The sequence below is a fragment of the Armatimonadota bacterium genome, assembly GCA_037138755.1.
GTDB lineage: Bacteria > Armatimonadota > Fimbriimonadia > Fimbriimonadales > Fimbriimonadaceae > Fimbriimonas.
The window spans coordinates 411,945-425,227 of record JBAXHT010000001.1 but is presented as its reverse complement, the minus strand read 5'-3'; the positions used below and the strand labels follow the sequence as shown (position 1 = coordinate 425,227).

At 54.0% G+C, this 13,283-nt stretch carries 12 protein-coding genes; 4 read left to right on the top strand and 8 right to left on the bottom strand.

What is annotated here, in order from left to right:
• Window positions 1–2: 2 nt before the first annotated feature.
• Together WCK51_01995 and WCK51_01990 are read left to right on the top strand one after the other, a co-directional pair.
• Complete coding sequence (locus tag WCK51_01995) at window positions 3–881, top strand: carbohydrate ABC transporter permease (protein ID MEI7575636.1); 879 nt, start codon at window positions 3–5, stop codon at window positions 879–881.
• A 25-nt stretch (window positions 882–906) separates the two neighbouring features.
• Window positions 907–1,785 carry an acyl-CoA thioester hydrolase/BAAT C-terminal domain-containing protein gene (locus WCK51_01990; GenBank protein ID MEI7575635.1) on the top strand — a complete coding sequence of 293 codons (879 nt, stop codon included), beginning with the start codon at window positions 907–909 and terminating at the stop codon, window positions 1,783–1,785.
• On the opposite strand, the gene WCK51_01985 is transcribed toward WCK51_01990, so the two are convergent.
• Entirely contained in the window at window positions 1,782–2,408 is a 627-nt protein-coding gene (locus tag WCK51_01985) for an adenylate/guanylate cyclase domain-containing protein (GenBank protein MEI7575634.1), read from the bottom strand. The genes WCK51_01990 and WCK51_01985 overlap by 4 nt on opposite strands.
• Before the next feature lie 33 nt (window positions 2,409–2,441).
• On the opposite strand from WCK51_01985, the gene WCK51_01980 reads away from it, so the two are divergent.
• Window positions 2,442–2,960, top strand: a complete 519-nt coding sequence (locus tag WCK51_01980) for a DUF488 domain-containing protein (protein MEI7575633.1) — start codon at window positions 2,442–2,444, stop codon at window positions 2,958–2,960.
• A gap of 18 nt (window positions 2,961–2,978) precedes the next feature.
• On the top strand, window positions 2,979–4,322 hold the full coding sequence (locus tag WCK51_01975; protein ID MEI7575632.1) for a thymidine phosphorylase: 1,344 nt from the start codon (window positions 2,979–2,981) through the stop codon (window positions 4,320–4,322).
• On the opposite strand, the gene WCK51_01970 is transcribed toward WCK51_01975, so the two are convergent.
• The 7 genes from WCK51_01970 to prfB all read right to left on the bottom strand — a co-directional run bounded on the left by WCK51_01970 (window position 4,319) and on the right by prfB (window position 13,217).
• Window positions 4,319–5,071 carry a helix-turn-helix domain-containing protein gene (locus tag WCK51_01970; GenBank protein ID MEI7575631.1) on the bottom strand — a complete coding sequence of 251 codons (753 nt, stop codon included), beginning with the start codon at window positions 5,069–5,071 and terminating at the stop codon, window positions 4,319–4,321. The two genes, WCK51_01975 and WCK51_01970, sit on opposite strands and share 4 nt — an antisense overlap.
• 108 nt (window positions 5,072–5,179) lie before the next feature.
• Window positions 5,180–6,859 carry an AAA family ATPase gene (locus WCK51_01965; GenBank protein ID MEI7575630.1) on the bottom strand — a complete coding sequence of 560 codons (1,680 nt, stop codon included), beginning with the start codon at window positions 6,857–6,859 and terminating at the stop codon, window positions 5,180–5,182.
• A gap of 26 nt (window positions 6,860–6,885) precedes the next feature.
• Window positions 6,886–8,127 (bottom strand): GGDEF domain-containing protein, encoded by a 1,242-nt coding sequence (locus WCK51_01960; GenBank protein MEI7575629.1) that lies wholly within the window; start codon window positions 8,125–8,127, stop codon window positions 6,886–6,888.
• Window positions 8,128–8,178: 51 nt separating this feature from the next.
• Window positions 8,179–9,129 (bottom strand): hypothetical protein, encoded by a 951-nt coding sequence (locus WCK51_01955; protein MEI7575628.1) that lies wholly within the window; start codon window positions 9,127–9,129, stop codon window positions 8,179–8,181.
• Between the two features lie 231 nt (window positions 9,130–9,360).
• Window positions 9,361–10,470: a cytochrome c family protein gene (locus WCK51_01950; GenBank protein ID MEI7575627.1), complete on the bottom strand. Its 1,110-nt coding sequence runs from the start codon at window positions 10,468–10,470 to the stop codon at window positions 9,361–9,363.
• Entirely contained in the window at window positions 10,467–12,092 is a 1,626-nt protein-coding gene (locus WCK51_01945) for a DUF1573 domain-containing protein (GenBank protein MEI7575626.1), read from the bottom strand. The genes WCK51_01950 and WCK51_01945 overlap by 4 nt, the downstream gene beginning before the upstream one ends.
• Window positions 12,093–12,100: 8 nt before the next feature.
• Window positions 12,101–13,217, bottom strand: a protein-coding gene (prfB, locus tag WCK51_01940; protein MEI7575625.1) for a peptide chain release factor 2 whose coding sequence is annotated in 2 segments (ribosomal slippage) — window positions 12,101–13,144 and window positions 13,146–13,217 — 1,116 coding nt in all. Because the reading frame shifts where the segments join, the coding sequence is not laid out codon by codon here.
• Window positions 13,218–13,283 lie beyond the last annotated feature (66 nt).

Here is a 13,283-nt window from a genome sequence, read left to right as displayed (position 1 = left end):
CCATGCAAGATCAATCACAAATTTGGCAACAGTCGGCAGATAAAGCTCAGCGAACGGCTGCCGTTCTCCGCTCGCTGCTCTGGGTTGTTTTGGTGGCTGGAGTGGTTCTCTCGCTGCTTCCGTTTTACATCATGGTCGTCATGTCGCTGAAGACGGCAGGAGAACTCGCGGGGTCTTCGGTTTGGGCTCTGCCTAAAGAGTGGGCTTTTGAAAACTACAAGTCAGTTCTGACAAACCAGAACGCACCGTTTTTTCTGTTCTTCAGGAACTCGGTCATTATCGCGACTCTTTCGACTTTTGGGGTGATGTTTAGCTCGTCTATCGTGGCGTACGGTTTTGCGCGACTCAAGTTTCCAGGTCGCGATCGACTGTTTATTCTGCTTCTGAGCACGATGATGCTTCCAGGGATTGTCACGATGATTCCGCAGTACGCGCTATGGAAGTATCTCGGATGGATCGATACATTTAAGCCCCTCATCGTCCCCGCATTTTTCGGGGGCGGAGCTTACAATATCTTCTTGTTGCGGCAGTTCTTGATGGGCATTCCAAGAGATATTGATGAGGCTGCTCTGCTCGACGGCGCTTCGCACTCGGTCATCTTCTGGAAGCTCCTGCTACCAAACATGGGGCCGGCAATGGCCACGGTTGGTATTTTCAGCTTCATCTACAACTGGAAGGAGTTCATGAGTCCGCTCATTATCCTGAATAGTCCTCAGAACCAGACTCTGGAACTTGGATTGGCGACTTACCGCTCGCTGAACACGAACAACTGGGAGCTGCTGATGGCGGGTTCTGTGCTGGTCATGATTCCGATCATCATCTTATTCCTCTTGGGTCAGCGATACTTCGTGAAAGGCATCGTGATGACGGGAATCAAGTAGGGTTGACGGTCGGTAGTATCTAGTTGTGATCTTCGCCCTTCTTGCCGCCCAGTTACAACCAAGAGTTGCACCCGTCAGGTTGAGCGAACCCGAAGTCATCGGAGAGTATTACGCCAAGTCAATGCAGCCAACTAGGCGGCCAGGGATCTTGCTACTCCACGGTAGCGAAGGAGCCATCACGTTCACTCGCTTTTCGGCCGAAGGCTTTGCTTGGGAAGGATTCCCGAGCTTGGCACTACAGTGGTTTGGGGGTAAGTCTCAGCCCAAGAACCTGGTCAATGTACCGCTGGAAGTTGTGAAACGAGGTGTCGATTGGCTCTCAAAACAACCGGAAGTTGATCCTAGCCGCATCTATTTGTTAGGCGTCTCTCGGGGAGCGGAGGCCGCCTTGACTTACGCAACAATGGATAAGCGAATTAAGAAGGTCGTTGCGGTTTCGCCTTCAGCCCTGCGATTCCAAGGATTCGTAGACTACTCGACTCCATGCAAAGATTCTGCTTTTTCATGGCGAGGAAAGCCGTTGCCTCATGTCACGATTGATTTCGCGTCAACTCAAAGCGTCGTCGACCAGTACAACGCCGCGGCGACAAGCACGCGAAATGAAGCCGCCTGGAGTCCGATTGAACAGATCAACGGTCCAATCCTCTTTGTTTCGGGAGATCGAGACACGGTTTGGGCAAGTTCGTTACTGACAACCGCTGCTGTCGCTCGTTTGAAAGCCAAGAACTTTACTCATGCAGTGCAGTGGGAGCGGTACCCAAACGCTGGACACATCCTGCTCACTCCTGCGGGTTCGCTCAAGAAAGGCGCACCCGTCTCCACGCAATACGGCGGCACAAAGAACGGAGTAACGTTCGCGCTACTCGATGCTTGGCCGAAGGTGAACAAGTTTTTGAGTGACTAAGCGACCTTTCGAGCGTACAGAACTGGCCGCTCACCGAGTATGTTGATGTCGAACTCCGTGCCAAGCCATTCAGCTGACTGGCTACTGAGGTCGATTTGACCGTCCTTGGCCCGGTCTGCAAGTGCGAGTGTTTCGCTCCAAAGTTGGCTCAACGCTACAGTGGAACCTAAGCCGATCGTAGGCACGATGTCCGCGTGGATGGCACACCCACACGTCATCGGAACCTCTCGCATGGCCGAGTACAACATCACGCGATCCCGCAGATCGAGTGCGGTTTGCGCGACGGAGCGAAGCGCACTGCTCGCAACTCGTTCGTCAGTTCCGACCACCATGTAAGTTCCTTGAAACGCACCAACTCGGCGGAGCGTTGTCTTCGCAACGATCTCGTCCAGCAATGGTATCAAATCGGAGAACCAACCGGCTGGTTCATGGCCCTTTGGTGTCAAGTCGATCGCCAGGGCTGAGACGACTAGGCCATCTCGCGATGAAGGCATCGCCTTCTGCAATGCATCAATCTCAGCATCGAACCGCTGCCGGTTTTTCCAAGACCAAAAGGCAGAGGTTCCAGCAGTCGCTACCACCATTCCTCCTAAACCGGTCCACAGAGCCCATGCGCTTTCCATTGCTCTGGGCTTCTTCCATAATGGATGGCGGGGATGACGGGCGAATTACCAGATATCTACACCGCTGGGTACGGGAACCGGGGATTTGGCGCATTTATTGCTCTGGTCGAGCGGTTCGGCATCACGCACTTGGTGGATGTTCGCTCGGTGCCGCAGTCGATCTATTGGGAAGACTTTCGCAGACAGAGTCTTGAAGTGCTGGTTCCTCCGACGGGGTTGAAGTACATCTACATGGGAGACACCCTTGGCGGAGTCCAGGATTCCCCCGTCCTGTGCAAAGACCCCGACTCTGTGGACATCAACCCCTTGTTCGAAGTGCCGGAACTGGCAAAAGGGCTTGATGTGCTCTTGAGGGCGGCTACGGTGCCTGGTCGGGTGCTTTGTTTGATGTGTGGGTGCAAGAAGCCGCATTCGTGCCACCGGTCAAGATTGCTCGGCGAAGCCCTTTTTCGGAGGGGGGTGGAGCTGATGCACATCGACGGTGATGACTCAGTGAAACCCCAAACCCTGGTGGCTCAGGAGCAAGCCGGGTTTCAGCAATCGCTTTTCTGAGTATGCTTTGACCCTGCCATGGCTCGGAAGAAGAAGGAAGCAAGTACGGATATTCGGAGCCTGATCGCGACTCGGCGCGATGGCGGGGTGCACTCGCGAGCGGACCTCGATTTACTCGCCTCCGCCGCTGCGGATGGATCGGCAACCGACTACCAGCTCGCCGCATGGCTCATGGCGGCTTATCTGAAACCGCTCTCGGACGCCGAAACTGCCGACCTAACCCTTGCCATGGCAGGAAGCGGCCAACGGCTTGATCTCACCGGAGTCCCGAAGCCCTGGGTTGACAAACACAGCACAGGAGGGGTCGGAGATAAGACAACCCTAGTCCTGGCTCCTCTCCTAGCGGCATGTGGTTTATCCGTGGTGAAGATGTCCGGACGGGGCCTCGGGATCACTGGTGGAACGCTGGACAAGTTGAAAGCGATTCCGGGGATGACAACCGAGATCGAACCGGAGGCGATGATCGAACAGGCCAAGAAGATCGGAATCGTGCTCGCGGGTCAGACCTCGGACCTCGCTCCGGCGGACAAGACGTTGTATGCGCTACGGGACGTTACGGAAACCGTGAGTTCATTGCCTCTAATTGTCGGCTCGATCCTCTCCAAGAAGATCGCGGGTGGCGCCGAGACGGTTGTATTGGATGTGAAATGTGGATCTGGTTCGTTCAATCCGACAAGGGAGCATGCAGAGAAACTGGCGGATGCTTTGGTGTCGGTTGGTAAGAAGGCAGGGCTGAACGTGTTTGCCGCAATCACGGATATGGACCAGCCTTTGGGGCGCTGCATCGGAAATGCGCTCGAAGTGCAAGAGGCGATCGAGGTATTGACCAAGCCCGAGGACCAACTCGGTTCAACCTCGAAACGCTTCCGGGAGCTAGTGAGATACCTGGCAGCCCTGACACTTCGAGTCAGCGGTTTGTCTCCTTCGGCGGGAGATGCTCTCGAACGAGTTGAGGCGACGCTCAGCTCAGGCAGAGCACTTCGCAAGGCGCAGGAGTGGGTCTCGGCGCAAGGAGCAACGGTCCAGTTGGATGATCCTAGTTGGCTCATCAAAGCTCCGGAAATGGTGACCGTGAATGCCGCCGTTTCCGGTTGTGTTTCCAAGATGGATGCTCGAGTACTGGGCGAGATCGCCCTTGAACTCGGAGCAGGGAGGAAGACGAAGGATGACGAGATCGACTTAGCAGTCGGGCTGGAGGTTCATGCCAAGATTGGCGACTTCGTTACCGAAGGACAGCCTCTGGTCACGATTCACGCAAGGGATCAGAAGGGAATTCAGTTTGCGAGCGACCGGATCAATTTTGCGGTGAGCGTGGTTTCAACACCAGTCCCACCGCGTCCGATATTAGTGCGTCCTGCTTAGGCTAGGTGCTTTTTGCGGAACTGGAGTGGCGTATAGCCCGTGACCTTCTTGAAAGTCGCATAGTATTGGCTAGCGCACTGGAAACCGGCTTTGTCTCCGATATCCTCGACACTCTCTTTGGAGCGAAGAAGGAGTCGCTGGGCATTGGCCATTCGGCTGTGGACGACATACTCTTGGATTGTCATACCTGTGAGTCGCTTGAAGAGCCGCATCGCGTAGTTCGGATGGAGTCCAGCAACGTCGGCCACATCGCTTGAAGTGAGTGACTCTCGGAGATTTGCGTTGATGTGCTTACACATCACCATTACCGGTTCTGCCTCTGAGTTGGAATTGGATGTCTTTCGCGCTGGAACAGCCACTTGAGAGCGTAGCATTGCTGCTTGCATCTCCAAAAGAGCGGCCAATCTGAGGTTCGGATCTTCTGCGGCATACTCGAGTAGCCATCGATCCATTCGTTGAGGAGCCGTGAGCTCGATCGGTTCGATGATGACTCCTCCTTCAAAGATCCCTTCGAAGAGTGGCTTGGGTGACTCCCATTTCAAATAGTCAACCAGGGGTATTCGCAACGTCGCCAACCGGGCGTTGGATGACACGTCAATGAGACGGTGTGGTGTTGTTCCCCAAAAAGCAACTAGTCTGCGCTCGGGAAGGTTCCAGTCGGTACGTCCAAAGAAGTACCGAGCTGAGCCTTCGAAAAGGTAGTTGACTTCAATATCGAAATGGACTTGGAACTTGGCGGTTGAGCCCACGAGATCAGAATTGAGACGAATGCCAGGTTCTTGCGAAGATGACGCTATTGTTACCACTTGATTTACTTTTTGAGAGACTCATCCAAGTGGATGGTCTTGCCCCCAACGTCAGACGATGCCTTTATTCCTGCGTGTTCCAAATTCGTTTTCCAGATTCTTTGCCTTATCCGTCCGTCTTGTCTTGACGGCAACACAGTTTTCAGCCTTAACGTCCAGCAATTGAACCCAATCCTCAACTTGATCCGATTTGGGAAGTATATCGTTCTCATCAAACTCTTGCTGAGTGGCTATCACGATGTCTTGGGACTTTAGACCCGTCGGGACTTGACGGTTCTCTAGTGATCGTCGTATGGCGATTTCTTTGGCGCGGTCAATGATGCTCTCTAGAATGGCTCCGGAGACAAGGTCGCTTCGGTGGAGAACTTCGTGATTGCCATTTCTCAAATAAATTGTCGCTATCTCCTGGTTCGAAGTCTTTCGCCAGATTTCGTCCATCGCAGTTTCAACCAGAGAACGTCTTGCACACTCTGGTTCGTTGTCATTTTCGGTGAGTAGCTCCGGATCGAACGGAAGCGATGCGCCGAGATAGATGTTGAGAATTTGGCGGCAGGCGTCCTTGTCTGGTCGTTCTACCTTCACCTTTCGGTCGATTCTTCCCGGACGCAAAATGGCAGGATCAATGTAATCTGGACGGTTTGAGGTGAGCATCAAGACGACATTTTCGAGCTCCACCAGCCCGTCGAGTTCGGCGCAGAATTGTGGAACGACTGTATTGCTCATCGAGAAATTGCGACCAGAGGATCGGGTTCGCAACAGCGATTCGGCTTCGTCCATGAAGATGAAAACGAGCTGCCCTTCTTTGGCCCGAGCTCGAGCGGTCGCGAAGATTTCTCGAACCATCCGCTCGGTTTCGCCGACCCACATATTAAGAATCTTTGGACCCGAGATACTGAGGAAGCACTCCTTCACTTCTCGGCCAAGTTGCTTGCTGTACTCCTTGGCCAGATTATGGGCAGTGGCTTTGCCGAGCAGGGTCTTGCCGCAGCCGGGAGGGCCGTAGAGGAGAATTCCTTTGATGGGCTTCTTTCCGTACGCCTCAAACACCTCGGGGTACAGGAGCGGTTGCTCGATGGTTTCACGAATCAGTCGAATCGCCTCCTTTTGGCCACCGACTTGGTCCCAACTGATTGCTGGGATTTCCTCAACGAAGTAGTCCTTGTTTTCCGATTTCTGGAGAAGTTCGACGGCAAATCTTCCCGTAGGATCGAGCCGGACTCGATCGCCAGAGTGGAGTTCTTGACTTGCAAGAGCTTCGGCTCGGAAAACAAGACGGGTGCCTTCCCCCGGCTGGTCTCCGCCGATCTGGAGTCGATTCTCATCAAGCACCTCGGAGACTTTGGCGATAGAGCCCAGATCTGCTGACGGAGCAAAGCCGACGATGGCGTACGCCTCATTGAGCCGAACTCGTGTCCCGAGAACGAGCTTTTCCGGATCGATGATGGGGTCCCAAGTGACGACATACTCGCTGTCGCCAAGAAGCACGAAAGCTAAAGGACCCACATCCTTTGTCTCTATCCATTTCAAAAAAACTCCAATACGGTTGGCGGGCTGGGTCAGCTTTTCGTAGGCTGCTCTAAACTGGGCGAGCTCTTCCGCACTGGCAATTGCTTCGCGCTCTTCGGCCTCAATTGTTTGACGAAGCGCGCCCATGTATGCCCTAAGTTTGGGCTGATCCGATGGCAGTTCACCCTCGATCAAGGTGAGCATTTCGAGCGATTCGCGGGGCATGATTGATACTACGCCTGGAGTGACGGCTATTCTGCGAAATAGGCGGAAATCACTCCGGTAGCCACCGACTCGGGAAGGTCGTCGTTTGCTTCGACCTCTGCTGTTACAGACCGCTGGAAGCCGTCGCGAACCACGGTTGTATCCATCGTGACGAGCTCGGTCGACCCGGCTCGAGTAAGTTTGAGGTTGTCGATAGTGACAGTTGATTCGGGAAACGCTTTTTCGAGAGCCTTTGCGGTGGCAAGAGCGACCGATTCGGCGAGCGAACGACCCATTTTTAAGGATGTACCAACCGAGAGTCCTGCCTCGTTTCTAAGGACGACGTAGGTCAGGCTGCTGGGATCATCGTCGGCCTGGATTGTCTCGACCACTGGGAACGTCGTTGGGAGCGGGATCGGGTTCTTAGCTGGAGTTGGGGCATCTGCCTTCTCGGGCAAACCTGCCTTGGACGCGAGGCAGTTTTGGCTTGCCAAGTTCACCAGGTTATCCAAGTTCGCTTGGACGTGAATGTCGTTGCGAACCTTGGAACGTCTTCCGCCGTGGATGCCTACCGAAAAGGAGATCGGCGATGGGACGCCCTCAACCATCAAAGCTGATCCGAGACGACGAAGCTGCTCGACCAGTTCGTCAGCCTCATCTCGATCGCGAAGGGTGCCAATTGCAAATTCGTCTCCACCGTACCGCACGAGCAGATCGGTTGCCGGGTCAATGGCGAGGTGCAACGCGGAGACGACGCCCTGCAACACTTTGTCCCCGACAACGTGTCCGTACTGCTTATTGAACGCACCAAATTTGTTGAGATCAATAAAGATGACTGCGATTTCGTTGGAGTGCAGGAGTTGGTCGGCTCCCCAATCGCGAAGTGCGTCGCTCCAAGGCAGCTGCGTCATCGGATCGAAGGACTGACGGAGCTGGCCGAGGAGGGCCTTGGCGGAGAGCACGCCACAGAAGCGGGATCCTTCGAGCACAGGAAGATAGTCTTCAGTGGACTCCTGAATAAGTTTTGCTGCTTCTCGAACACTGGCTCGAAGCTGTATCGCTTCTCCGGCTTGGGCGAGAAACGAGGCAAGTTGCGCCTCATCAGGAGCGAGTTGAAGCGAAGCATGAGTCACTAGACCGAGTAGTCGCCGATCTGAATCAACCACTCCGAGGGCACGCAACTTGTGACCGTTCAGCAACAGCTTTGCTGTCGAAACGAGGTGCTCCGGTTGCAACCAAACCTTGATGATTGGCAATCCGCCAGGTTCGTTCATGCGTAAAAGGCCCACTAGGATTGTAACTGCAAACCACGGACCCTTTAGTTCGCAAGAATACGAGGATTAGCGAAGAAGTCGATCTAGGACGAGTTCAACGAACTGATGGTGAATTTGTGCGACGGAAGGTTCGGTGCGGCGAAGCTCAGCAAACCGCTCCGCGCGTTGGTAGCAATTACCCGGAGTTTCTGACATGAACTGGGCGACAGAGTGCTCACAGAGAGCTGCAGTGCGGATAAGCGTGTAGCAAGCCATATCCACGCAATCCACACGTGGGAAGATCCCTTCACAAGCGCTCGCCGTTTTGAGCACGCGATGTCGAAGATCCCAATGGGGATTTCCACTGAAGTAGGCATCTAGAACGCCGCACGCGCGGAGAGCGTCGCGCGAGTTCATCCAGTTTGGTTGTTCGAGCTTGAGCCGGTGCAGCGCGCCTAAGATTCCTCGACCGGTTCCGCCGAGCCATTTGGCGAGAAGTTGGCACAAGATTGGACTGATCGCCATTTGTTCTTGGCGCGCGACATGGGCAATGAGTTGTAGCCGCTCGTCAAAGCTCGGCTCTTCGATTCGATACTTTGCCCAGCGCTTGCTTTGAGGGATCACAACAAAGCCCGACTTAGGGGCTTGGTCGCATGTGAAGCTGAGCATCGTTGGGCAACCTCCTCGAACACGCCGATCGAGGGCACTGCGAAACATGACCATTCTTCGAGGTTTTCCAAGTAGCTCTTGACAGTCGTCGATGATGAGTGGTTGACGGGGGCTGAGTCTGGTGCGAGTGTTGAGATAGTGCTCGGCACTCATCAGCGAAGCGTCTTCGCAATGAGCTTTGGTGGCAGCAAGAATCTCGCTTTTGCCGACGCCGCTCGGGCCGCAAATGCTGACGAAAGGTTGTAGCTGACGACTGAAGAGAAGTCCCGCTTCAATGGCTTCAACGTTACTTGGCAATGGAGCCAGCGTCGAAAATGAAGGCTTTCGGGTGCAAGCAAAGACCTCGCTTAGAGTGCGAGTTTCTACCAATTGTCCCTGCCGATTATCCGAAATGAGTGCCACGATTGTGAGCCGAAAAAATGAATTGAAATCTATCGATTTCTGAAGACAGTGTAGAGCGTCAACGTTAAGAACGCAACCCGAAAATGCACGGTCACTCTATCGGGATGATGTGTTAATGCTCGTGAATACTCTTGTTTTCGGCGGTTATTGAAAAAGTGAGATTAGTGAAATATTAACGAGTTATCCACATTTTGCCCACTACCGGTGTTTGATTCTTGCCCAATTCTTCGCAAAATTGAATGCTGGGCTTGTGCGTGTGGTATGGCAACTGAGGCATTTCTTCTCTCCAACTTTTTGGAGCCTAAACTGCTTTGGTTTCGCCGCGTGGTCTGCGGATGCGCCGTGGCAGGACTCACAGCCGACTTCGGCAAATTTCTTTGGCTGAAGAGGTGAAAATCCGCCTTTCGCTTCGAAGCCCACAGAATGGCAACTGATACAGTCGGGATCGGCCTCATGCTTCACTACTGTCAGGGTTTTCATGGCGTGGGAATGAGCAGACTTGAGGTGCACCTTGGCCGCAGATGGATGGCATTTCGTGCAACTTGCGGAGCCTGAAAAACGTCCTTGGTCCGTGCGAAGAACTTGCTGAGCGAGCTTTTCTGCTCGCAGACGCGAAAGGTAACTGTCGAACGCCTTCGTCGCTTGGGGGTCATCGGCGACGCGTGGTTCGAGGGGAATCGCCTTCGACTCTTTGAATTGGCCATCGACAAACTTCAACAAGACGAGGCCCCGCAAAGCTTCTCCAGGCGAAACCACGGGGCCGTTCGCGATTGCGGCCCCACCGGAGGGAAAGACTGTTACTGAGCCTGAATCTTGATGATTCGCACTCTCGCTGAGAGTGATTTCTGCTGGCTCATGCGGAATCCCGGGAATATCCAACAGGATCGTTAATCCTTTCAAGTTGATAGAAGAGCGTTCTATTGGATCCAAGGCGACTCCTTTCGCCAAAGACTTCATGGAGAGAACGACGCCTTCACCGAGGGATCTTTCGGATTGGGTAACGGCAAAGGTATCAACCCCCAATTCGCCCAGAACCTGCGCGTAGGTTTCGACTTTTAGTTCTGACTGGCGCCCGGGGGCGTTGGTGATGTTTCCGGTATCGATCCAGATCGCGCCGTGCCGAGTCTTTAATTCGCGGACCATGCTCGCCATGCGTCTAAGGCCCCCTGTCATCGGTTTCGTACAGCCGCAAGGGGCGATACTTCCTCGGGCACCGCCAGTTACGATGACATAGACCGTTTCACTATTTCGGCCGCCTAAGCCGAAGCCGAACAAAGCGAGTCCAGCGACGGGCAGGAGCCACTTCATGACTGGGCCGTTGTGAGCGGGATGATGATGGTAGGTTGCTTCTCGGAATCAGTCGTGATCCGGATTTGGGTATCTAGCCGGTGCTCTGGGGCTTTACCGTCATATTTGACGGAGATCCGGTACTCGCCATTCTGTTTGTTTGAAACTACTTGAACCGAAACGTACTTCGAGTCGCTTGTTGCACTCACGATCTTGAACGGCTTGCCGGGTCGACTTAACACAAATACGGTTTCAGCGGGACCGGTCGGCGCGCCTAAGTAGATGCGCTCTGGCTGGGCGACGATCCCCTTTTGAATAAAGATCGGCGCTCGGACGAGCTTAAGGTTAGGGTTGGAGAGCGCGGCGTAGACCGTCATTGCGATTCGGCCAAACACCTGCTCATCTTTCAGCGATGTGAAGTCGGTGGTGACTTTATAGCCTTTGACGTGCTTAGTTTGTCCGCCGGTCTTCCAATCGGTCACGTCTCCCTCGAACGGCTCATAGAGGACCTTGCTATCGAGGGGGATCAGTTGGGCAGCGAGGATGTTCCATTTGATCGGCTCGGCCGAGTGGATGTAAAACGTGAGCTTCCGTTCACCGCCGTCGAGGATAAGCGTATCGCTGGTCGGGTAGATCACCTCTGCACGAGGCTCAACGTGAATCTTGGCAGGAAACTTCTGCGTAGGCTGTTCGGGATCGTTAGAGATTAGGACGACGTTATGTTGTACGTCTCCCACCAACTCGTCGGTACGATACCGCCCCTTGAGCGCCGTTGACTCTCCTGGTTTTAGCTCGGAGAGCACGTCTCCGGAGATGCAAGAGCAATCGCCGAATGCCTTCATTCTGAGAGGCGCATCGCCTTTGTTGGTCACGGTGACGAACTGGTATACGGTATCACCCTGAAACGCGGACTTAAACTGCAAGACTCGATCTGATACGGCGAGCTGGGGTTTTGTCGGCTTGACGACCGTTTTCGAAAGTGCGGCAACTCTCAGTGCTTTTGCTAGCTTCAGGTTTGCCTCGGCTACAAAGCTTTCGTCCTTGCCGACAAGATTTAGCCCCATCATGCGCCCGTTGACACGTCCCATCGCCGAACCCGGCACAGGTGACGGGGCTAGTCCCAGGTAGCTCCCGATCCCATACATGACCTCATTGAATGCCTCGGTTGCGCTTGTTTCGATCAGTTGCGCCGTTCGTCTGAGTGCGACAACTGCCTCGACATTCGGTTCCGACGCGGAGGCTCCATAGAACAGAGCAACCCCAGGAACCTCGTTAGTGTCCGGCGTCTTCTGGAGCACTGGCTCGAAGCTGATTAGGACATTAGGGACACCTTTCTTGGCCTCGACCAAAGTTGCTTTTCCATCCAGATTCTTCTGCCAAGAAGCGATGGCGAAGGAGGTCGAGTCTCTAAATGATTCTTGCAAGTCCTTAGGGACCTTACTGTAATTGAACCGATAGGTGATGACTGACTGAGGGAGGGCCTTTGCAAGTGCGGAGGCTCCCATGAAGTCCCTCGCTACCAACTTAGTCTTGATCTGGTGAACTGTTTCGTGAAACTGGCTGGAGGCTCCCAGGGGGACTGAATAGTCCGCTGCAGGAGCCTTTTGGTTCAATGCGACAAGGCAAACGAGAGCAGAGATCATGCTATTTACTATTCAACATAACTGTCTTCCGAGGGAGCTTTTTTGAGGAATGCCTCGATAAAACCATCAATGTCGCCATCCATTACACCTGTGACGTTTCCGGTTTCGTGACCGGTACGGTGGTCTTTCACCATGGTGTAGGGTTGCATGACGTAGCTTCGGATTTGTCGCCCCCAAGCAGCCGGTCCACCGTCTCCTTTAAGGTCGCTTAGCTTGTCTGCAGTGTTCGCCTTCTCAAGCTCCATCAGCTTTCCAAGCAGAACCGACATCGCTGACGCACGGTTCTTGTGCTGGCTTCGCTCGTTCTGACAGTTCACAACGATGCCGGTCGGAAGGTGCGTGATTCGCACGGCCGATTCGGTTTTGTTAACGTGCTGTCCACCTGCGCCTCCAGCTCTGAGTGTTTCCACTTTCAAGTCGTCGGGGTTGATGTTGACTTCTGTCTCATCGATTTCGGGCAGGACTTCGACTTTGCAGAACGAAGTGTGGCGTCTTGACGCCGAGTCGAAAGGTGAGATTCGGACGAGTCGGTGGACTCCGGCTTCGCATTTCAAGTAGCCGTAGGCGTTCATCCCGCTGACAAGAATCTGAACTGTTCTATACCCAGTGACATCCCCAGGGTTCTCGGTGATAAGGTCGCACTTGAACCCGTGCCGCTCGGCCCATCTGAGGTACTGGCGATAGAGCATTGATGCCCAGTCGCAAGCCTCCGAGCCTCCGGCACCGGCGTTGACTTCGAGCAGCGCGTTGCGCCCGTCGTATTCGCCGTTGAGAAGGGTCTGAAGTTCGTAGTTGTCCAGGTCTTTACAGAGCTGGATAGCCATCGTGTCTGCCTCTTTTTCAAGGGCTTCATCTGGCTCGAGTTTCAGCATTTCATAGAGCTCGGCGATGTCTCTTTCCGTTTTATCTAGGACCGCAAACGGGGTGAGGATTCCTTTGAGGCGACTCAGTCTTTGTTGGACCTTGTTCGCCGCTGTGGGATCGTTCCAGAAATCTTGTTGTGCCGACTGCTCTTCGAGCTGGTTTATTTGGGATTTGAGTGAAGGTAGGTCAAAGATGACCTCCAATAGCGTCCAGGCGCGGGCGAGCCTTAGACAGCGCTTCATGCTGTTCCATAGTTAGCATTTCTTAAGGTTACCTGTAAAGAGTTACCCACACGCCGGAGCGTTTGGCGGCGTATCGGGCTATTAT